This is a genomic window from Bradyrhizobium sp. USDA 4451, assembly GCF_054822585.1.
Genome location: NZ_JBTRCH010000001.1, coordinates 4,527,805 through 4,547,386, shown reverse-complemented (window position 1 = coordinate 4,547,386; position 19,582 = coordinate 4,527,805). Strand labels below are relative to the sequence as shown.

The following is a 19,582-nucleotide window of genomic DNA, read 5'->3' as shown; positions in this document are numbered from 1 at the left end:
GCCCAAATAGATCCTACTCGATTGCGTGCCCGATCATCGCGCCGAGTTCGCGCACGAGACGATCAGACATCTGCCCCGTCACCGGCAATTTCCGCGCGCGCTCGAACTTTGCGATCGCGTGCTGGGTATCGGCACCGATCGTGCCGGTCGGCTTGAGCTGGCCGTAGCCATACTCCGTCAACGCCCGCTGGACCGCGGCGATGCGCTTGCCGGCCGGGCTCAGATGCGCGGTCGGGATCGGCGCCGGCGGACGAATGACGCTGGACGGCGGGGCGGCCGGAGACGGTGCGGCGGCCGGCGGCGTTGCGGCCGACTTCGCCACCAGACTGGCTATCGGGTCGGCCGGCTTGGCTTCAACCGGCTTGGGTTCCGGTTTGGCTTCGACCGACCTGGTCTCCACCGGCTTCACATCGACCGGCTTGGACGGCTCCATCGCAGCCGGCTCGGCCGAGCGGGCAGCCGCCTCGGCCGGGCGCGGGCGCGGCATCGGATTGGTCGCCGCGACCGCCGGAGGTGGCAGCGTCACCACCGAGCCGCCGAACATCGGCGACGGATGACGACCAGCCTGCAGGAACAGCGCATTGATCAGGATCGCGACGATGGCAGACAGGGCCAGCACGCCGGCGATCAAGTCCTTCGGACTGTGCAGCAGCAAACGCAGCACGAGGCCGCGTTCGTCCTCGGCCGCGACGGCCACTGCCTTGGCGCCGCGGCGACGGCGCGGCGTTTCGTCGTCATCCAAAGTCTGTCTAGGCACTCTTCTTCACCTGATGGGTTTGCTCTTGCAGTCCGGATCGCAGCGCGGGCTTCAGGGTCGAGACATTGCTGGACGGCTCGACCGCGGCCGGCGGGGTGAACGCCAGCGGCAGCGCGACCGACACGATGGTGCCCTCGCCCACCTTGCTCTCCACATTGATGTCGCCGTGATGCAGGCCGACCAGCCCCTTCACGATGGACAGGCCAAGGCCGGTGCCCTCGTGGCGGCGCTGATAGGTCTTGCCGGCCTGGAAGAACGGATCGCCGATCCGCTTGAGGTCGTCGGCGGCAATGCCGACGCCGGTGTCCGAGACACGCAGCAGCAGCCGCGATCCCTCGACGCCGGCCGACACGGTGACCTTGCCGCCGCGCTCGGTGAACTTGATGGCGTTGGAAACCAGATTGAGGACGATCTGCTTGAACGCGCGCGGATCGCCGTTCAAAATCGGAAGATCGTCGGGCACGCGGGTGACGAGGTCGACGCCGCTCTCGCGCGCCTTCAGCGCCACCAGGTTGCAGCAATTGAGCAGCGCCGGCCGCGGCGCAAACGGCTCCGGCGAAATCTCGAAATTGCCCGACTCCATCTTCGACATGTCGAGGATGCCGTTGACGACGGACAACAGATGCTGGCCGGAATCGTTGATGAGCTGGGCATATTCCTTGCGGCGCGCCGCATCGAGCCCGAGCACGTCCTCCTGCGCGATCATCTCGGAGAAGCCGATGATGGCATTGAGCGGGGTGCGCAGCTCGTGGCTCATGGTGGCAAGGAAGCGCGTCTTCGAGGCGTCGGCCTGCTCGGCCGCGTTGCGCGCCTGCTCGAGCGCCTGCTCCTGCAGCTTGCGATCGGTCACGTCGCGCATCACGGCGACGACCTCGGCATCGGCGGCGGTCTGGTCGAGCGCACGGCAGCGCATCTCGACCCAGATGAATTCGGCGGCAGCCTCGCCGCGCGCACCGTCGCGGCGCACGCGGAACTCGACGCTGCGGGACTCGCCGCGCGCCGCATCCGACAGCGCCGTGAGATAGGCCGGGCGATCGGCGACATGAACGCGGTCGAACAGGCCATGGCCGGACAGCCGCGAGGCCGGCATGCCGAGCATGATCTCGGCCGCAGGCGAAATGAAGCGCACCGCGCCGTTGCGGCTGTGCCGCGACAACACGTCGCTCATGTTGTGGGCGAGCAGCCGGTAGCGCTCTTCCTCGACATACAACAACGCCACGCTGGTCCGCGCCAGCGACTCCGCGCCGAAAGCCAGCCCGGCGGCATAGAAGATCGCCGACACGACGCCGAAGCCGGCCAGCGTACTGTTCGACACAACCGCGGGATCGACCAGCGGCAGCACGTGGTAATGACCGAGCACGCTGAGCAAGGCGGCGCAGATCATCGCCAGCGCAAAGGCAAAGGCGACCACGCGACGCGACGCCGACAGCGCAGCCTCGATCGGAATCACGACGAGCCACACCGCGGCGAACGAGGCGATGCCTCCGGTGGAGGCCGCGATCAGCATCACGAGGCCGGCGAGCGCCAGCGACGACAGCACGTGCGCGCCCTCATAGCGGCCGGTGCGCGACAGGAACCAGGACAGCAGGATCGGCGCGATCAGCCAGGCGAACGCCGCGACCTCGATCGCGGTCGGCGCGCCGCGCATCGCCAGAAAGGCAGGGAACGAAGCCAGCGCAGCCAGGCTGCCGAGCAGCCGCGGCGCCATGAAGGCGCGATGGCGCGCACGCGTCAGCGCATCATACTGCGCCGACGGATGCAGCAGCGCATCCAGGCAATCGCGGATCAGACTCAAACTACTCACAGCACTCGCGCTTCGGCTCAATCGTCAGTTAGACGCGCCGGAACGCCTCCTTCGTGATTGCAGGTCAACGTGTCAGAGCGAACTTAAGCGAACGCTAAGGCGGGGTGGCCTGCTGCCAAACACCGTGCATTGGGAGGCTTCGACGCCGCCATTCACCGCTCATTTGTCGGGGATGGTGAACGGCTGGTTTCCGAATGCGATGATCTATGGTTTCGAAATGGTGGACGCGGCGGATTCCGCGCATCCGATCGCCTCAAGCCGCCATCAATCGAAAATTTACGGCGAATCAAGTCAGGCGGGTTTTCCGCGATTTTTGGCGCGGATTTACTTCAATGCGGATACGTCCGGTTTATCGACCGATGCTAACCCTCAAGGCCAATCGCGGCTTCCACCGCGCAAGAAGCAAAAGACAAGACAGACGACCGGGATCGCGCCATGTTCTTCCTGTTGCGTTTGGCATTCTGGCTCGGGCTCGTGCTCGTGCTGCTGCCGAGAGACAAAACCCCTGAAGCGGACAAGACGCCGCAGATCAGCGCCTCGGATGCGGTGTCGGCCGCGACCGCGACGATCAACGACATGGGTCAGTTCTGCAAGCGTCAGCCGTCCGCCTGCGAGGTCGGCGGTCAGGCCGCGACCGCGATCGGCCAGCGCGCGACCGACGGGGCGCGCAAGCTGTACCAGATCATCACCGACAAGAAGCCGCCGGACCACACCGGCTCGATCGGCAAGGACGATACCGATCTGGCCATGGCCGCATCCCGCGACACGCTGACCGCTGACGATCAGAGCATCGAATTCCGCCTGCCGCCAACGCCGTGAGGCAAGCCGGCGTGTTTTCGAGCGGGGCCTGTCTTCACTGGATGCGGGATGGCCGCCGGCTCGTGTGAAGAAAACGCGTCAAAACAACCGGAACCGGTTCCATTTTCATCGCTTTCGCAGCGCGGCTTCCTATATAAGCCGTTGAGAATAGGACGCGGGCCACGATGACGACGATCGACGAAATCCGGGACAATTTTGCGCTGCTGGACGAGTGGGATGACCGCTACCGCTATGTCATCGAGCTCGGCCGCACGCTGGAGCCGCTCTCGGAGGCGGAGCACTCGGCCGAGAACAAGGTGCAAGGCTGCGTCAGCCAGGTCTGGCTGTCGAAGCGCATCGCGCGCGACGGCAATGGCGAGCCGCGGCTGATCTATCTCGGCGACAGCGACGCGCACATCGTGCGCGGCCTGGTCGCGATCGTGCTGACGCTGTTTTCCGGGCATACGCCGAAGCAGATCCTCGATACCGATGCGCTGGCGTTGTTCGACGAATTCGGCTTCCGCGACCATCTGACGCCGCAGCGCTCCAACGGCCTGCGCTCGATGGTCGACCGCATCCGCAACGATGCGCGCGAGGCGCTGGCCTCCGCCGCCTAGCGCCGCCTTACTTCCGCTTCCTGGCCTGCTGGCCGAGCCCCATTTTCTTGGCGAGCTGCGACCGCGCCACCGCGTAGTTCGGCGCCACCATCGGATAGTCGGCCGGCAGCCCCCATTTGTCGCGATACTGCTCCGGCGTCATGTTGTACTGGGTGCGCAGATGGCGCTTGAGCGATTTGAAGCGCTTGCCGTCCTCGAGGCAGACCAGATATTCCGGCGTGATCGACTTCTTCATCGACACCGCGGGCTTGGCCGGCTCGCTTGGCGCGTCAGCGCGTCCGCTCGACACCCGCAGCAAGGCGGCGTGGACCTGGCTGATCAGGTTCGGAATATCCGAGGCCGGCGTCGGATTGTTGCTGAGATAGGCCGAGACGATGTTTGCGGTCAGCTCGACCGGCGTTTTGCCTGACATATCGGACATGGCTCAACCTTCCCCGTGGCTCCGACGGCCCGGCGCCCACCGGACAGTATCCACGTGCAGCAATACATTAATGGAATCGCGCACTACTTCGCGAATATGAGCGGATTGCAGCAAACCTGACAAGAACCGCGATGTTTCCGGCTTCGCGCCGACCGGGCACAAGTATTGCCGCAGATTTACGGCCTTTGTTCCAGATGCGACCTGAGCTCATCGATCGAGGCAAACCGCATCATGCCTTCCGGCATCTGCGCTTCGATCGATCCGTCCGAATAGAGCGAATAGGCCATGCCGTCCACCACGCCCGATTTGAGCACGGTCACCGGCGGCTGCTCCTGGGGCGGCGGCGGATGGGCCGATGACGGAGAGGCGGCGGGCGGCTGGGTCTCGCCGAGGGTTGACGGCCGCGGCGTGCGCCGCGACGCAACATCGACCGACCGCGGGCGGTCGGCCTTCGGCCAGGCATCGTCGAACGTCGCCGGGGCAGGCTCGCCCGCAGCAGCCGGATTCGGACGCAGCTCCGGCGACAGCAGGTCCGGCGTCAACGGTTCGGTGCCACGCGTCTGGGTCCGGTCCTTCCGCGAGGATGAGAACATCAGATTGCGCCGCTTGGGCGGCGCTGCTTCACCGTCAGCAGCCGTTGTGCCCGGCACGGGCGGCGGCACCTCGCCCGACGCGCCGCGCGGGGCGATTTCGTCGTGCCAGGGCGGCGGCGCGGATGGCGGAGCCAGCGGCGGAGGCGCCGCGACTTTCGGCTCGGGCGGCGGTGGGAACACCGAATCGTCGGCAGCGTTGCGCGGGGAAGTTGCAGACGGCGATGGGCCGCCGGACCGCAGACCCACGGCAACAACCGCGTCGAGCCGTCCGCCCATGGCCTGGAGCTCGCCAAGGACGGCGGCAAGGGCCAGAACGATCGCGCCGGTGCAGACGCCGGTCACGCCCGTCGTGATCAACGTGCTGCCGACACTGAATTCCTTGTAGGGGATTCCAAAGCCGACCGCCGCCAAGCCTGCCACAACCAGGCCCGCGCCGACGACCACCAGACCAACCTTCATCGAACTAACCCCCGGAAGACCCAACCGAAAATCGGCCCGGGCCGCCTATGCCACGATACCGTCATATTATCCACACCGCCAACCGCCAATTGTAGAGCAAGTTCCCTAAAATCCCGCTTAATGGGCCGTGATGCGGCTCGAGACGGCGATCGCCACGACCGCATTTGGCGCCGCTCCCGTAGATCTACTGGCTACGAATTGCTGCCAATTTATTGCAACGCATCTGGGAAATTACGCCACAATTACCAATTACTCGGAAACGGAACTGCGCTATGGATGCCGGGGAATGAGGCCCTAAAGCGCCAATCTGGGCCACAGGCACGCCGGTACCACTAGCCATGTCATCGATTACGACGTCTGCCTTCGAGGCGCCTGCACGGCGCTCGGCGGAGAAGACCTGCGACGATCTCGCATTCCTCGTCCTCGGCGTGGTCGCCGTGGTCGCCGGCCTCACATTCCGCGATTACGGTCTCGGCTGGGACGATTACACCCACGCCGAATATGCCGACCTGCTGCTGCGCATGTACGGCTCCGGCTTCAAGGACACCGGCGCGCTGTCGTTTGCCAACCTCTATATGTACGGCGGCGGCTTCGATATGGCCGCGGCCCTGCTGCACAAGGTCATTCCGCTCGAACTGTTCGAGACGCGCCGCCTGCTCGGCGCGATCGTCGGCGTCATCGGCCTTGCCGTCACCTGGCGTCTGGCGCGCCGCGTCGGCGGCCCGCTGGCGGGACTGGCGGCGCTGCTGCTGCTGGCGCTGTGCCCGACCTTCTACGGCCACATGTTCATGAACCCGAAGGATGCGCCGTTCGCCGTGGCGATGATCGTGCTGATCCTGGGTCTCGTCCGCCTGATCGAGCAATACCCGGCGCCCTCGCCGCGCACGATCCTGATCGTGGGCCTGGGGGCCGGCCTGTCGATCGGCTGCCGCGTGCTGGGCGGGCTCGCATTGATCTACGCCGTGGTCGGCTTCATCCCGCTGTTCATCGAGGAATTCCGCAAGCAGGGCGCGCGCGAGGCGACCCACCGCTTTGCCCATGTCGTCTACGTGCTGCTGCCGGGGCTGGTGCTCGGCTATCTCGTGATGGGCCTGATCTGGCCGTGGTCGATCATGGAGCCCGGGCATCCGCTGGAAGCGGTGACCTACTTCTCGCACTTCTTCGAGAAGCCGTGGAAGGAGATGTTCGACGGCGCGCTGGTGTCGGTGCCGGACATGCCATGGTCCTATCTGCCCACGCTGTTCGCGCTGCAGCTTCCCGAGGTGCTGCTGGTGCTGCTCACCGCAGCCGTCATCGTCACCTTCACGTCGCTGTCGCGCAATGACGTGACCGCGAAGCGCAAGTCGATCATGCTGCTGCTGACGCTCGCCGCGACGCTGCCGCTGGTGATCGCGATGGTGAAGCGGCCGGCGCTCTATAACGGCATCCGCCACTTCATCTTCGTGATCCCGCCGATGGCGGTGCTCGCCGGCGTCGCCTTCGCCCGCGGCATGGACTGGCTCGGCGAGAACCGCCGCGCCTGGCAGCCTGCGGCGCTCGCGGTGTTCGCCTTCGGCCTGCTGCTGCCGCTCAGCGAGATGATCCGCCTGCATCCGTATCAATACACGCACTTCAACCACATCGCCGGCACGGTGCGGACCGCCGACAATTTCTTCATGCTGGACTATTGGGGACTGGCGCTGAAGCAGGCTTCCGACGGGCTGCGCGAGCAGCTGGCGGAGCGGCAGGAAGTGCCGCCGCAGCACCGCAAATGGAAGGTCGCGGTGTGCGGACCGCAGCGCCCCGCGCAGGTCGCGCTCGGGCCCGATTTCACGATCGGCTGGGACAGCAACGCCGCCGACTTCGCGATGACGCTCGGCGAGTTCTACTGCAAGGGCCTGGCCGCGCCCGTGATGGTCGAGATCAAGCGCGACGACGTGGTGTTCGCCCGCGTCTACGACATCCGCGGCCGCAGCATCTCGAGCCTGCTGGCGATCCCGGCGCCGTAGCGCCACCCGCAGAACAACCATCGCGCGGCTGCCCACCGACCATCGCGGTTCGGATCGTGGGCCGCATGCCGACATGACTGTCACGCCGTTACGCTGCCTTGCTGCGCTCCGGAAGCGGCGCTACGCTTGAATCAAGCAACAACGATCAATGGAGAAATCGCCATGTCGCCAGCGGAAGCGCGTCTGAAGGAAGTGCCATCGAACATGAGTGCAGCGGAGTGGGAGCAGCGGATCAACCTCGCCGCCTGCTACCGGCTGGTCGCGCTCTATGGTTGGGACGATCTGGTCGACACCCACATTTCCGCGCGCGTGCCGGGCCCGGAGCATCACTTCCTGATCAACCCCTACGGGCTGATGTTCGACGAGATCACCGCGTCGAGCCTGGTCAAGGTCGATCTCGACGGCAACCAGCTTTCTGAGAGCGAGTACAGCATCAACCCGGCCGGCTTCACCATCCATTCGGCGATCCACGAGGTGCGCGAGGATGCCGGCTGCGTGCTCCATCTGCACACGGTCGACGGCACCGCGGTGTCGAGCGGCCCCGACGGATTGCTGCCGCTGAACCAGACCGCGCAGCTCGTCACCCACGACCTCGCCTATCACGACTATGAGGGCATCGCGCTCGATCACGACGAGCGGCCGCGCCTGCAGCGCGATCTCGGCACCAAGAACCACATGCTGCTGCGCAATCACGGCACGTTGACGGTCGGCCGCTCGGTCGCCTCCGCCTTCGAGCGGATGTACCATCTGGAGCGCGCCTGCTCGATGCAGGTGGCGACCCGCGCGCTCGGCCCGATCGCCTACCCGGTCGACCAGCTCGCGATCGACAAGAACACCGAGCTGCTCTCCAACCCGGACCGCGCCGAGCTGCGCTCGACCCAGCTGGTCTGGCCGCCGCTGCTGCGCAAGCTCGACCGAGTCAATCCCGGCTACCGTGATTGAAAATTTCGCAATCTTCGGATAGGCTGTCCGCCAACACCCTCTGCACGACCTGAATCAAACGCCGCCCAATCCCGGGCGGCGTTTTCACGTGTAGTTGTGTCTTCGTAGCCCGGATGGAGCGGAGCGCAATCCGGGGTGACGCATCCGCGGATCGACCGTCCCGGATTTCGCTGCGCTTCATCCGGGCTACTCGGTCGCTTTCGAGCGTATTCGCGTCTTGCTTATTTCGCCTCGGCGAACGCCACGAGGATCCTGGCCCAGGAGCGGATGCCCTTGTGGTAGCTCTTGAGGTCGTACTTCTCGTTCGGCGAATGGATGTTGTCGTCGTCGAGGCCGAAGCCGATCAGCACGCTGTCAAGGCCGAGCGTGCGCTTGAAGTCGGCGACGATCGGAATCGACGCGCCGGAGCCGATCAGCAGCGCCTCCTTGCCCCATTCGTCGGTCAGCGCGCGGCGGGCCGCCGCCAGCGGCTTCATGTTCCAGTCGAGCGCGATCGCCGGCGCACCGGAATGATCGATGAACTCGGCCTTGCAGTCGGCCGGCAGGCGCGCCGTCACATAATCGCGGAACGCTTTTCGGATCTTCTCGGGATCCTGTCCCTCGACCAGGCGGAACGAGACCTTCGCCGAGGCCTCGGCGGCGATCACCGTCTTGGAGCCCTCGCCGGTGTAGCCGCCGACGATGCCGTTGATGTCGCAAGTCGGGCGCGAGGAGACCTGCTCGATCAGGAGCCGATCCTTTTCGCCGGCCGGCACCGAGAGGCCAATCGGCTTGAGGAAGCTGTCCGGCGTCAGGTTGAGCTGCTTCCACTGCGCCAGGATGTCCGGCGGCAGATCCTTCACGCCGTCATAGAAACCGGGGATGGTGATGTGGCCGTTGTCGTCATGCAGGCCGCCGAGAATCCGCGTCAGCACGCGGATCGGGTTCTGCGCGCCGCCGCCGAACACGCCGGAATGCAGGTCGCGGTTGGCGGCCTTGATCTTGACCTCGTCATAGACCAGGCCGCGCAGCGAGGTTGTGATCGCCGGCGTGTTGGGGTCCCACATGCCGGTGTCGCAGACCAGTGCGAAGTCGGCCTTGAGCTCGGCCTTGTTGGCCTCGAGGAACGGCACGAAATTCTTCGAGCCGATCTCCTCCTCGCCCTCGATGACGATGGTGATGTCGACCGGCAGCGATCCCGTCACGGTTTTCCAGGCGCGGCACGCCTCGACGAAGGTCATCAACTGTCCCTTGTCGTCCTCGGCGCCGCGCGCGACGATGATCTTGCGGCCGTCGGCATGGTCGGTCACCACAGGCTCGAACGGCGGCCGATGCCAGAGATTCAGGGGATCGACCGGCTGCACGTCATAGTGGCCGTAGAACAGCACATGCGGCCGCCCGTCGGTCGCACCGTTCAGCTTGCCGACCACGGCCGGATGACCGGCGGTCGGGCGCACCTCGGTCTTGAAGCCGAGGGTCGCGATATCCTTGGCGAGATGATCGGCAGCCGCCTTGCAGTCATTGGCAAAGGCCGGATCGGCCGAGATCGATTTGATCCGCAGCAGCGTGAACAGCCGCTCGAGGCTGTTATCGAAATCGGCATCGATGCGGTCGAGGACCGGCTGCAGCTTGGCGTTGGACATCGCTTGGATCCTATTGCTTGGACGTTGCCGCCGTTGTAGCGCGCCGGCCGCCGGAGGCAAAGCCGGTTGCCCGTTCGGCTCGGATCGTCGCGATGCTACCTGCGCAGGATGCCGCCGAGCGCGCCGCGCACCAATGCGCGGCCGATCGATCCGCCGACCGATCCACCGACCGACTTGCCGAGATCGGCCACCACGCCGCCGACCACCTTGTCGGTCACCGAGCGCGTGACGTTGCGCGCGATCACCTGCCCGGTCGAGAGCCGGCCGCGCTTGACGTTGGTGCCGAAGATCGTGGCGGCGATGGCGCCGATGTGGCCGAGGATGCCGCCGCCCTCGCCTCCTGAGCCATCCGCCGGCGCGGCGCCGCCGGCGAGCCGCTTCTGGATGATCTCGTAGGCGGATTCAGCGTCGATCGCGGTGTCGTATTTGCCCTTCACCGGGCTCGCATCCATGATCGCCTTGCGCTCCTCCGGCGTGATCGGTCCGATCCGCGCCGACGGCGGCCGCACCATGATACGCTCCACCATCGACGGCGTGCCGCCGCCCTCGAGGAACGACACCAGCGCCTCGCCCTTGCCGAGCTCCATGATCACCCGCGCGGTGTCGAGCTTTGGATTGGGCCGGAAGGTCTGCGCCGCCGCAGCGACCGCCTTCTGATCGCGCGGCGTGAAGGCGCGCAGCGCGTGCTGGACGCGGTTGCCGAGCTGCGCCAGCACCTTGTCCGGCACGTCGATCGGATTCTGGGTAACGAAATAGACGCCGACGCCCTTGGAGCGGATCAACCGCACCACCTGCTCGATCTTGTCCATCAGCGCCTTCGGCGCATCGGTGAACAGCAGATGCGCCTCGTCGAAGAAGAACACCAGCTTGGGCTTCGGCAGGTCGCCGGCCTCCGGCAATTCCTCGAACAGCTCCGAGAGCATCCAGAGCAGGAACGTGGCGTAGAGCCGCGGGCTCTGCATCAGCTTGTCGGCGACCAGGATATTAACCACGCCACGGCCGTCGCGGTCGGTGCGCATGAAATCCTTCAGCGTCAGCGCCGGCTCGCCGAAGAATTTCGCGCCACCCTGGTTTTCGAGCACCAGCAGCTGGCGCTGGATCGTTCCGACCGTCGCCTTGGACACGTTACCGTAGCTCTGCGCGGCCTTGCGGATCGACGCCAGCGGATCCTCGCCGTCGTCGGCGGCCTTCTTGCTGCCGTCGGGTGCGATCGCATCCAGCAGCGCGCGCAGATCCTTCATGTCGATCAGCGTCAGGCCATTCTCGTCGGCGACGCGGAAGGCGACATTGAGCACGCCCTCCTGCACGTCGTTCAGATCGAGCATCCGCGCGAGCAGCAGCGGTCCCATCTCGGTGACGGTGGCACGCACCGGATGGCCCTGCTCGCCGAACACATCCCAGAATACGGTCGAGAACTGATCCGGCTGGAAGGTCAAGCCCATTTGCTGGGCCCGCTTCACGATAAAGTCCTTGGCCTCGCCGACCTCGGAGATACCGGAGAGATCACCCTTGATGTCGGCTGCGAAAACCGGAACGCCGGCGCGCGCGAACCCTTCGGCCATCACTTGAAGCGAGACGGTCTTGCCGGTTCCGGTCGCGCCGGTGACAAGGCCATGCCGATTGGCAAGTGCCAGCGTCAACCAGGCTGTCTCCTCGCCCTTGCCGATAAAAATCTTCTCGTCGGTATCGGCCAACTTGTTGTCGGAGGTCGCCATCGCTTCGCCTCTTCACGAAAATTTAGATCGTTTCGATCATCACAGCCGGTTCGAAACTCGAACCCGGTTCGAGATGCGAGCCCATGCCGTCATGAACCCAAGCCATCATATTGCATGTTGCGGGCCGATTGAAACCGTCAGCGGATGCCGTCGTCTATCGTCGCGCCAGCAGTTCCTCAGATTTTATTCCCGGCAAAGTGACGAAAGGCATTGCGCATTGCGACAAGATGGTGTGAATCCGCCGCTCACTCTTGCAGCGAGGCCACAGTCACGACGCGATCGAAAAAGAATACGAACTGAAATGCGCGGATCGCTTGTATTTCGTGACACAGGCGCTCAAGATAAATCTCCAAGAACGATCCGGCAAAGTCCGGTTGAGGCGGGGCAAGATGGACGAATTGGTTGGGCAGCTGGCCGCAAAGGCCGGCATCGATGGCGCTGTCGCTGAAAAAACCGTCGGCATCGTTCTGGGTTTCCTCCGTAACGAGGGACCTTCCGACAAGGTCCAGGCTCTGATCGATCAAATCCCCGGCGCCGAAGCGGCGATCGCCGCTTCCAACAACAGCGGTGGATTGTCGCGGTTGATGGGCGGCGGCCTGATGGCTGTCGGCACCCGGCTGATGGCGCTTGGCCTTGGCATGAGTGAGATTCAGAACGTCGCGCGTGAACTTTTCAGGTTCGGCCGCGACAAAATCGGAGCGGATCAAATGGGCGAGATCATCTCGGGGACACCGGGCCTCAGCCAGTTCGCCTGAAGCCCCTCCTCTCGACGCCGTTGCACGTGCGCTCCCTTCTACCTGCATACGAGTATCATGACATACCCCCTCTCCGAGATCGAAGGCCTGTCCGCCTATTGCGCCACCAAACTGAAATCACAGGGAATCCGCACGACCGACGCGCTGCTTGAAGCCGCTCGCACCGTTAGGGGACGCAAGGCGCTCGCCGCCAAGACCGGGATCAGCGAACAGCAACTGCTCGAATGGGCCAACATCTCCGACTACATGCGGATTCCCGGCATGGGCAAGGCGAAGGTCGGGCTGGTTCGCGCCGCCGGCGTCACCACCGTGCGCGAGCTTGCCCACCGCAACCCGTCGCGGCTGGCGCAGAGCATGAAGGACGCCAACGTGCGGCGTAAGCTGGTCCGCGTGATGCCGTCGGAAAAATCGGTCGAGTTGCTGATTGAAGAGGCACGCAAGCTGCCTCCAAAAATCACCTATTAGCTCACCTATTAGCCAGTCTTAACCGGACAAGCGGCCGCCGGCGCCAGCGGTCATCGCGACACCTTGACTTGGCGCTGCCGTCAGCGCAAAGCCACCGCATGATGGCGACCAAGCCCATAGCATCGGCGGTGGCCGGCCCGGCCGGAGCTGCGCTGCTGCCGGCCTTGCTGTCGCGGCCTTATCCGGCGGTGATGGGCATCCTGAACGTCACGCCGGACTCGTTCTCCGACGGCGGCAAGTTCATCGCGCCCGAACAGGCGCTGGCGCAGGCCCGCACACTGGTGGCCGACGGCGCCGACATCATCGACATCGGCGCGGAATCGACCCGCCCCTATGGCTCACAGCCGGTCACGGCCGACGATGAACTGGCGCGGCTGAAGCCTGTGCTGGCCGAGGTGATCGCGCTCGGCGTGCCGGTCTCGATCGACAGCATGAAATCCGAGGTCGTGGCCTGGGCACTCGACCAGGGCGCTGTGATCGCCAACGACGTCTGGGGCTTGCAGCGCGATGCCGGCATGGCGGCCGTCGTCGCCGCCCGCGGCGTGCCCGTGATCGTCATGCACAATCGCGAAAGCGCCGATCCCGCGATCGACATCATGCAGGACATCACGGCCTTCTTCGAACGCTCGCTCGCGATCGCCGCAAGCGCCGGCATTGCGCCCGACCGGATCGTGCTCGATCCCGGCATCGGCTTCGGCAAGACACCGGCGCAGAGCATGATCGCGCTGGCGCGGCTCGCCGAGCTCGACGCGTTCCGCCTGCCGGTGCTGGTCGGCGCCTCGCGCAAGCGCTTCATCAGCACGGTCGTGCCGTCGGAGCCGCAACAGCGGATCGGCGGCTCGCTCGCGGCGCATCTGATCGCCGCGCAAAATGGCGCCCGCATCGTCCGCGCGCATGACGTCGCCGAAACCGTTCAGGCGCTGCGGGTGGCCGCGGCAATCGAGGAACAACAATGACCGACACGATCTTCATCACCGGGATCGTCATCCATGCCCGCCATGGCGTGATGGAACATGAGACCGAAGTCGGGCAGCGCTTCGTGATCGATCTCGAGCTCTATACCGACCTCTCGGAATCCTCGCGCACCGACCGCCTCTCCGACACGGTGTCCTATTCCAACGTGGTGGCGACCGCGACGTCGGCGTTCAAGAACACCAATTACAAGCTGCTGGAGCGCGCCGCCGGCGCGGTCGCCGAGGACATCCTGGCGAGCTTCCCGCGCGTCAGGGCGGTCAAGGTCACCGTGCACAAGCCGCATGCGCCGATCGCCGCGATCTTCGACGATGTCGGCGTGGTGCTGACCCGCTCGCGCCATCCGCTTGCACATGGCTGACGTCTTGATCGCACTCGGCGGCAATGTCGGCGACGTCCGCACGACGTTTCGCAAGGCGATCGCCAATATCTGCGGTATGACGCAGGCGGCGCTCGTGGCGCGCTCGTCGGATTATTCGACGCCGCCCTGGGGCGAGCAGCAGCAGGACAGCTTCATCAATGCCTGCATCGAGATCGACACCAGCCTCGATCCGCATGCGCTGCTGTTCACCCTGCACAAGATCGAAACCAAGTTCGGCCGCGACCGCAAGAACGAGCAGCGCTGGGGGCCGCGCACCCTCGACCTCGATTTGATCGCCTATGACGACGTCACACTCGACAAGCCGGAACTGACGCTGCCGCATCCGCGTTTGTTCGAACGCGCCTTCGTGCTGGTGCCGCTGGCCGAGATCGTTCCCGACCGCATCATCGCCGGGCGCCGCATCGCCGATGCGGTCGCAGGGGTCTCGACCGACGGTATTTTCCGCCTTGCGGACCTCGATTAAAGCCGAACGACCGCAAACAAAAGTTTGGCTTGGCCGCCCGCCCGTGGCAATTTCCGGCCAAATCAAGGGCGCCCTTGTGGGGCCGATGAAGGACGATTTGGGCGGATGACGACCTCGACTGACGATTTGTCTCTGGCTTCGGATTTTGCAGCGGCGACCTATGACGACTGGCGCAAGCTGGTCGACGGCGTGCTGAAGGGCGCCCCGTTCGAGAAGCTGGTCGGCAAGACCTATGATGGCCTGAAGATCGATCCGATCTACCGCCGCGCCACCAACGCAAGCCCGCTTGCCGGCCGCGCCGCCGCAACCCCCTGGCACATCCTTCAGCGGGTCGATCATCCCGATGCCGCACAGGCCAATGCGCTGGCCTTGCACGATCTCGAGAACGGCGCGACCGGCCTCGAATTCGAGTTCGCCGGCGGGCCCGGCGCGCGCGGCTTCGGCCTCACTGACGCCAGCAAGAAGACGCTGGCGCGGGCCTGCGGCGGCGTCCATCTCGATGCCGGCATCATGATCGCGCTCAACCCGGTGCTCGGCCGCGAGAACGCCGGCGAGACCTTTGCCGACATGGTCGAGGCCCGCAAGCTCGACCCGGCCAAGCTCGACCTGCATTTCAACTACCAGGCGCTCAGCTCGGTTGCCGTGCGCGGTGCTGCGCCCGGCGCGTGGGCCGATTACGAAAAGCCGTTCGGCCAGGTCGTCAACGGCCTGATCAAGCGCGGCTTCAAGGGGCCGTTCGTGCTGGCCGACGGCCGGCCGGTGCATGACGCCGGCGGATCCGAGGTGCAGGAACTCGCCTTCACGCTCGCGCTTGGCCTCGCTTATCTGCGGATGCTGGAAGCTGCCGGGATCGATCTCGATGCGGCGCGCGCAGCCGTCTCGTTCCGGCTCAGCGCCGATGCCGACCAGTTCCTGACCATGGCGAAATTCCGCGCGCTGCGACTCCTGTGGGCGCGGATCGAACAAGCCTGCGGCCTCGCCCCGAAGCCGATCTTCGTCAACGCGCAGACCGCCTGGCGGATGCTGACCCAGCGCGATCCCAACGTGAACATGCTGCGCGCGACGATCGCGACCTTCGCGGCCGGGCTCGGCGGCGCCAATGCGATCACCGTCCTGCCGCACACGCTGGCGCTCGGCCTGCCGGATGATTTCGCCCGCCGGGTGGCGCGCAACACCCAGCTCGTGCTGCTCGACGAGTCCAACCTCGCCAAGGTCTCCGATCCGGCGGCCGGTGCCGGCGGCATCGAGACGCTGACCGCGCAGCTCTGCGAGGCGGCGTGGACGCTGTTCCAGGAGATCGAGAAGGCCGGCGGCATCTTCCCCGCGCTCGAGCAGGGGCTCATCCAGCAGAAAGTTGCCGCGACGCGGGCGCAGCGCGAAGCCAATGTCGCGAAGCGCCGCGACGTCCTGACCGGCGCCAGCGAATTCCCCAACCTGCACGAAGACGTCCCCGCAGTGTTGAACGTGAAACCGTCGGCGCCGGTATCCACGGCCGACGCCAAGATCCGGTTCGACGCACTCACGCCGATGCGGCTCGCGGAACCGTTCGAGGCGCTGCGCGACAAGTCGGACGCCGCGCTCAAGGCGCGCGGTGCGCGGCCGAAAATCTTCCTCGCCAATCTCGGCACGCCGGCGGATTTCACAGCCCGCGCCACCTTCGCGAAGAGCTTCTTCGAGACCGGCGGGATTGAGACGGTCGACAACGAAGGCTTTGCCGACCCGGCGGCGCTCGCCGCGGCCTTCAAGGCCTCCGGCGCCGCGATGGCGTGCATTTGTTCCTCGGATAAGGTCTATGCCGCCAGCGCCGCTGAGGCCGCCAAGGCCCTTCACGGCGCCGGAGCAAGGCATATCTATCTGGCAGGGCGGCCCGGCGACCAGGAAGCGGCGTTGCGGGCGGCCGGCATCGGTGAGTTCGTCTTCGCCGGCGGTGACGCGCTGGCGACATTGCGCGACGCCTATCGGCGGATGGAGCAGGCATGACGGCAGAGACACCAGCGAAACCCGTTCTGACCGGCGGCTGCCAGTGCGGCGCCGTCCGATTTGCGGTGTCCGCGGCGCCGAACCGGGTCAGCATCTGTCACTGCCGGATGTGCCAGAAGGCCTCCGGTGCGCCGTTCGCCTCGTTCGCCGACATCAACAAGGAGGATTTCGCCTGGACCCGCGGCAAGCCGGCGGCGTTCAGATCCTCCTCGATCGCCGAGCGCGACTTCTGCGCCGCCTGCGGCACGCCGCTCAGCTTCCGCCGGACCGACGGTCCGCGCATCGAGATCATGACCGGCGCTTTCGACCGGCCCGACCGGGTGATCCCGACCCAGCAATTCGGAACCGAGTCCCGCCAAGGCTGGGTGGTCGGCATCGCCAATTTGCCGAGCCAGACCACGATGCAGAATTACGGACCGGACAAGATGGCGACCATCGTCAGCCATCAGCATCCGGATCATGACTAGAGATCAGATATGCTGTCCCTTTGGTCGACTGAGACACCGAGGAGACCCTAGTGAGCTTACTATGGTTCGCGGCGATCGGACTCGTCACTGCCTGGGTTGCCCCCAAGGCTAAGAGAGTGTTCACGGCCGACTATCGGGACGATCCCACCTACAAGAAGAATCTACAGCGATTGATCGAACGCAATCGCCAGTTTGAGGAAGCCAAGGAATGACCCGCATTCCCAATTTCGCCGATGTCGCCTTCCAGCCCGTTGCCGCCGCCGCGCCGGCCGCGAGCGCCGAGCCGTGGCTGACGCCCGAGGGCATTCCGGTGAAGTCCGTCTATGGCGAGGCCGATCTCGCAGGCATCGACTTCCTCGAGACCTGGCCGGGCATCGCGCCCTATCTGCGCGGCCCCTACCCGACCATGTATGTCAACCAGCCCTGGACCATCCGGCAATATGCCGGGTTCTCCACGGCGGAGGATTCCAATGCCTTCTATCGCCGCAACCTTGCAGCGGGACAGAAGGGTCTCTCGGTCGCGTTCGACCTCGCCACCCACCGCGGCTACGACTCGGATCATCCGCGCGTCTCCGGCGACGTCGGCATGGCCGGTGTTGCGATCGATTCCATCTACGACATGCGCACGCTGTTCGCCGGCATCCCGCTCGACCAGATGAGCGTGTCGATGACCATGAACGGAGCGGTGCTGCCGATCCTCGCGCTGTTCGTCGCCGCCGCCGAGGAACAGGGCGTGCCGCCGGAGAAACTGTCGGGCACCATTCAGAACGACATTCTGAAAGAGTTCATGGTGCGCAACACCTACATCTATCCGCCGGCGCCCTCGATGCGGATCATCTCCGACATCTTCGCCTATACCTCGCAGCGGATGCCGAAATACAATTCGATTTCGATCTCCGGCTACCACATGCAGGAAGCCGGCGCGACGCAGGACCTCGAGCTCGCCTATACGCTGGCGGACGGCGTCGAATATCTGCGCGCAGGTCTCGCCGCCGGCCTCGACGTCGACCGCTTTGCGCCGCGGCTGTCGTTCTTCTGGGCGATCGGCATGAACTTCTTCATGGAAGTCGCCAAGATGCGCGCGGCGCGGCTGCTGTGGGCCAAGCTCTTGAAGCAGTTCAACCCCAAGGATCCGCGCTCGCTCAGCCTGCGCACGCACTGCCAGACCTCGGGCTGGTCGCTGACCGCGCAGGACGTGTTCAACAACGTGATGCGCACCACGATCGAGGCGATGGCGGCAACGCAAGGCCACACCCAGTCGCTGCACACCAACGCGCTCGACGAGGCCCTGGCGTTGCCGACCGACTTCTCGGCGCGCATCGCCCGCAACACGCAATTGTTCCTGCAGCAGGAGAGCGGCACCAACCGCATCATCGATCCCTGGGGCGGCTCATATTATGTCGAGCGGCTGACCCAGGATCTCGCGAAGAAGGCCTGGGGTCACATCCAGGAGGTCGAGGAACTCGGCGGCATGGCCAAGGCGATCGAGGCCGGCGTGCCGAAACTCAGGATCGAGGAAGCCTCCGCCAAGACCCAGGCGCGGATCGATGCCGGCCGCCAGGCGGTGATCGGCGTCAACAAGTTCAAGCCCGAGAACGAGAAGCCGATCGACGTGCTGAAGGTGGAGAACTCCACCGTGCGGCGGTTGCAGATCGACAAGCTGGCGCGGCTCAAGAAGGAGCGTAACCAGGCCGACGTCGATGCGGCGCTGGCCGCGCTGACCCGCTCGGCCGGCGAAGGCAACGGCAATCTGCTGGCGCTGGCGATCGACGCGGCGCGCGCCAAGGCCACCGTCGGCGAGATTTCGGACGCGATGGAAAAAGTGTTCGGCCGCCACCGCGCCGAGATCAAGTCCATCACCGGCGTCTACAAGCGAGAGGCAGCGGCGATGTCCAACAAGGTCGAGAAGGTGCAGGCGCTGATCGATGCGTTCGAGGAGGCCGAAGGCCGCCGCCCGCGCATCCTGGTCGCAAAGATCGGCCAGGACGGCCATGACCGCGGCCAGAAGGTGATCGCATCCGCCTTCGCCGATGTCGGCTTCGACGTCGATATCGGGCCGCTGTTCGCGACCGCCGACGAGGCCGCGCGGCAAGCGGTCGAGAACGACGTCCACATTCTCGGCGTCTCCTCGCTCGCCGCAGCGCATCTCACCGCGGTGCCAGAATTGAAGGCCGCGCTGAAGAAGCATGGCCGCGAGGACATCATGATCATCATCGGCGGCGTGGTGCCGCCGCAGGATTACGATGCGCTCTACGCCTCAGGCGCGGAGGCGATCTTCCCGCCGGGCACCGTGATCTCGGAGGCTGCCGAGGAGCTGATCCACAAGCTCAACGCCCGGCTCGGCCATAGCGAGGCGGCGGAGTAGCGCTGCCGCGCTGCTCT

At 65.5% G+C, this 19,582-nt stretch carries 19 protein-coding genes; 13 read left to right on the top strand and 6 right to left on the bottom strand.

Annotation, left to right across the window (positions count from 1 at the left end):
- Positions 1-13: 13 nt before the first annotated feature.
- Together ACVMB0_RS20890 and ACVMB0_RS20885 are read right to left on the bottom strand one after the other, a co-directional pair.
- On the bottom strand, positions 14-757 hold the full coding sequence (locus tag ACVMB0_RS20890; RefSeq protein WP_461347510.1) for a peptidoglycan-binding domain-containing protein: 744 nt from the start codon (positions 755-757) through the stop codon (positions 14-16).
- Complete coding sequence (locus tag ACVMB0_RS20885; RefSeq protein ID WP_461347509.1) at positions 750-2,561, bottom strand: PAS domain-containing sensor histidine kinase; 1,812 nt, start codon at positions 2,559-2,561, stop codon at positions 750-752. The genes ACVMB0_RS20890 and ACVMB0_RS20885 overlap by 8 nt, the downstream gene beginning before the upstream one ends.
- A 435-nt stretch (positions 2,562-2,996) precedes the next feature.
- On the opposite strand from ACVMB0_RS20885, the gene ACVMB0_RS20880 reads away from it, so the two are divergent.
- Both ACVMB0_RS20880 and ACVMB0_RS20875 read left to right on the top strand, forming a co-directional pair.
- A complete protein-coding gene (locus ACVMB0_RS20880; protein ID WP_456755800.1) occupies positions 2,997-3,380 on the top strand; it encodes a DUF5330 domain-containing protein in 384 nt (127 codons plus the stop codon).
- Between the two features lie 164 nt (positions 3,381-3,544).
- Entirely contained in the window at positions 3,545-3,976 is a 432-nt protein-coding gene (locus ACVMB0_RS20875; RefSeq protein ID WP_456755801.1) for a SufE family protein, read from the top strand.
- Positions 3,977-3,983: 7 nt separating this feature from the next.
- Here the strand turns inward: ACVMB0_RS20875 and ACVMB0_RS20870 are convergent, their stop codons facing one another.
- Together ACVMB0_RS20870 and ACVMB0_RS20865 are read right to left on the bottom strand one after the other, a co-directional pair.
- Complete coding sequence (locus tag ACVMB0_RS20870) at positions 3,984-4,397, bottom strand: Ros/MucR family transcriptional regulator (RefSeq protein ID WP_456755802.1); 414 nt, start codon at positions 4,395-4,397, stop codon at positions 3,984-3,986.
- Between the two features lie 176 nt (positions 4,398-4,573).
- A complete protein-coding gene (locus ACVMB0_RS20865) occupies positions 4,574-5,449 on the bottom strand; it encodes a DUF308 domain-containing protein (RefSeq protein WP_461347508.1) in 876 nt (291 codons plus the stop codon).
- A 338-nt stretch (positions 5,450-5,787) separates the two neighbouring features.
- On the opposite strand from ACVMB0_RS20865, the gene ACVMB0_RS20860 reads away from it, so the two are divergent.
- The gene (locus ACVMB0_RS20860; RefSeq protein WP_461347507.1) at positions 5,788-7,437 is read left to right on the top strand and encodes a glycosyltransferase family 39 protein; all 1,650 of its coding nucleotides are present in this window, start codon (positions 5,788-5,790) and stop codon (positions 7,435-7,437) included.
- Between the two features lie 162 nt (positions 7,438-7,599).
- Entirely contained in the window at positions 7,600-8,379 is a 780-nt protein-coding gene (locus ACVMB0_RS20855; protein WP_461347506.1) for a class II aldolase/adducin family protein, read from the top strand.
- A 221-nt stretch (positions 8,380-8,600) separates the two neighbouring features.
- On the opposite strand, the gene ACVMB0_RS20850 is transcribed toward ACVMB0_RS20855, so the two are convergent.
- On the bottom strand, positions 8,601-10,001 hold the full coding sequence (locus ACVMB0_RS20850; RefSeq protein ID WP_461347505.1) for a M20/M25/M40 family metallo-hydrolase: 1,401 nt from the start codon (positions 9,999-10,001) through the stop codon (positions 8,601-8,603).
- A 95-nt stretch (positions 10,002-10,096) separates the two neighbouring features.
- Positions 10,097-11,716: a helicase HerA-like domain-containing protein gene (locus ACVMB0_RS20845; protein ID WP_461347504.1), complete on the bottom strand. Its 1,620-nt coding sequence runs from the start codon at positions 11,714-11,716 to the stop codon at positions 10,097-10,099.
- Between the two features lie 389 nt (positions 11,717-12,105).
- On the opposite strand from ACVMB0_RS20845, the gene ACVMB0_RS20840 reads away from it, so the two are divergent.
- From ACVMB0_RS20840 to scpA, 9 genes are all read left to right on the top strand, one after another.
- Entirely contained in the window at positions 12,106-12,471 is a 366-nt protein-coding gene (locus ACVMB0_RS20840; protein ID WP_461347503.1) for a DUF2267 domain-containing protein, read from the top strand.
- Positions 12,472-12,528: 57 nt separating this feature from the next.
- The gene (locus tag ACVMB0_RS20835) at positions 12,529-12,936 is read left to right on the top strand and encodes a DUF4332 domain-containing protein (RefSeq protein WP_456755808.1); all 408 of its coding nucleotides are present in this window, start codon (positions 12,529-12,531) and stop codon (positions 12,934-12,936) included.
- Positions 12,937-13,034: 98 nt separating this feature from the next.
- A complete protein-coding gene (folP, locus tag ACVMB0_RS20830; RefSeq protein ID WP_461347502.1) occupies positions 13,035-13,892 on the top strand; it encodes a dihydropteroate synthase in 858 nt (285 codons plus the stop codon).
- The gene (folB, locus tag ACVMB0_RS20825; RefSeq protein WP_461347501.1) at positions 13,889-14,269 is read left to right on the top strand and encodes a dihydroneopterin aldolase; all 381 of its coding nucleotides are present in this window, start codon (positions 13,889-13,891) and stop codon (positions 14,267-14,269) included. The genes folP and folB overlap by 4 nt, the downstream gene beginning before the upstream one ends.
- Complete coding sequence (gene folK / locus ACVMB0_RS20820; protein WP_461347500.1) at positions 14,262-14,753, top strand: 2-amino-4-hydroxy-6-hydroxymethyldihydropteridine diphosphokinase; 492 nt, start codon at positions 14,262-14,264, stop codon at positions 14,751-14,753. Before folB ends, folK begins: the two co-directional genes overlap by 8 nt.
- Before the next feature lie 105 nt (positions 14,754-14,858).
- Positions 14,859-16,733 carry a methylmalonyl-CoA mutase family protein gene (locus ACVMB0_RS20815; RefSeq protein WP_461347499.1) on the top strand — a complete coding sequence of 625 codons (1,875 nt, stop codon included), beginning with the start codon at positions 14,859-14,861 and terminating at the stop codon, positions 16,731-16,733.
- On the top strand, positions 16,730-17,200 hold the full coding sequence (locus ACVMB0_RS20810) for a GFA family protein (RefSeq protein WP_461347498.1): 471 nt from the start codon (positions 16,730-16,732) through the stop codon (positions 17,198-17,200). Before ACVMB0_RS20815 ends, ACVMB0_RS20810 begins: the two co-directional genes overlap by 4 nt.
- Positions 17,201-17,250: 50 nt before the next feature.
- Positions 17,251-17,412, top strand: a complete 162-nt coding sequence (locus tag ACVMB0_RS20805) for a hypothetical protein (protein WP_461347497.1) — start codon at positions 17,251-17,253, stop codon at positions 17,410-17,412.
- Positions 17,409-19,565 carry a methylmalonyl-CoA mutase gene (gene scpA / locus ACVMB0_RS20800; protein WP_461347496.1) on the top strand — a complete coding sequence of 719 codons (2,157 nt, stop codon included), beginning with the start codon at positions 17,409-17,411 and terminating at the stop codon, positions 19,563-19,565. Before ACVMB0_RS20805 ends, scpA begins: the two co-directional genes overlap by 4 nt.
- Positions 19,566-19,582: the final 17 nt, after the last annotated feature.

Excerpts from the sequence above, each read along its gene's own strand:
- folK (WP_461347500.1), top strand. The coding sequence starts at position 14,262 with ATGGCTGACGTCTTGATCGCACTCGGCGGCAATGTCGGCGACGTCCGC.
- ACVMB0_RS20810 (WP_461347498.1), top strand. The coding sequence starts at position 16,730 with ATGACGGCAGAGACACCAGCGAAACCCGTTCTGACCGGCGGCTGCCAG.
- ACVMB0_RS20875 (WP_456755801.1), top strand. The coding sequence starts at position 3,545 with ATGACGACGATCGACGAAATCCGGGACAATTTTGCGCTGCTGGACGAG.
- ACVMB0_RS20855 (WP_461347506.1), top strand. The coding sequence starts at position 7,600 with ATGTCGCCAGCGGAAGCGCGTCTGAAGGAAGTGCCATCGAACATGAGT.
- ACVMB0_RS20870 (WP_456755802.1), bottom strand. The coding sequence starts at position 4,397 with ATGTCCGATATGTCAGGCAAAACGCCGGTCGAGCTGACCGCAAACATC.
- ACVMB0_RS20815 (WP_461347499.1), top strand. The coding sequence starts at position 14,859 with ATGACGACCTCGACTGACGATTTGTCTCTGGCTTCGGATTTTGCAGCG.
- scpA (WP_461347496.1), top strand. The coding sequence starts at position 17,409 with ATGACCCGCATTCCCAATTTCGCCGATGTCGCCTTCCAGCCCGTTGCC.
- folP (WP_461347502.1), top strand. The coding sequence starts at position 13,035 with ATGATGGCGACCAAGCCCATAGCATCGGCGGTGGCCGGCCCGGCCGGA.
- ACVMB0_RS20840 (WP_461347503.1), top strand. The coding sequence starts at position 12,106 with ATGGACGAATTGGTTGGGCAGCTGGCCGCAAAGGCCGGCATCGATGGC.
- folB (WP_461347501.1), top strand. The coding sequence starts at position 13,889 with ATGACCGACACGATCTTCATCACCGGGATCGTCATCCATGCCCGCCAT.
- ACVMB0_RS20845 (WP_461347504.1), bottom strand. The coding sequence starts at position 11,716 with ATGGCGACCTCCGACAACAAGTTGGCCGATACCGACGAGAAGATTTTT.
- ACVMB0_RS20835 (WP_456755808.1), top strand. The coding sequence starts at position 12,529 with ATGACATACCCCCTCTCCGAGATCGAAGGCCTGTCCGCCTATTGCGCC.
- ACVMB0_RS20880 (WP_456755800.1), top strand. The coding sequence starts at position 2,997 with ATGTTCTTCCTGTTGCGTTTGGCATTCTGGCTCGGGCTCGTGCTCGTG.
- ACVMB0_RS20860 (WP_461347507.1), top strand. The coding sequence starts at position 5,788 with ATGTCATCGATTACGACGTCTGCCTTCGAGGCGCCTGCACGGCGCTCG.
- ACVMB0_RS20865 (WP_461347508.1), bottom strand. The coding sequence starts at position 5,449 with ATGAAGGTTGGTCTGGTGGTCGTCGGCGCGGGCCTGGTTGTGGCAGGC.
- ACVMB0_RS20850 (WP_461347505.1), bottom strand. The coding sequence starts at position 10,001 with ATGTCCAACGCCAAGCTGCAGCCGGTCCTCGACCGCATCGATGCCGAT.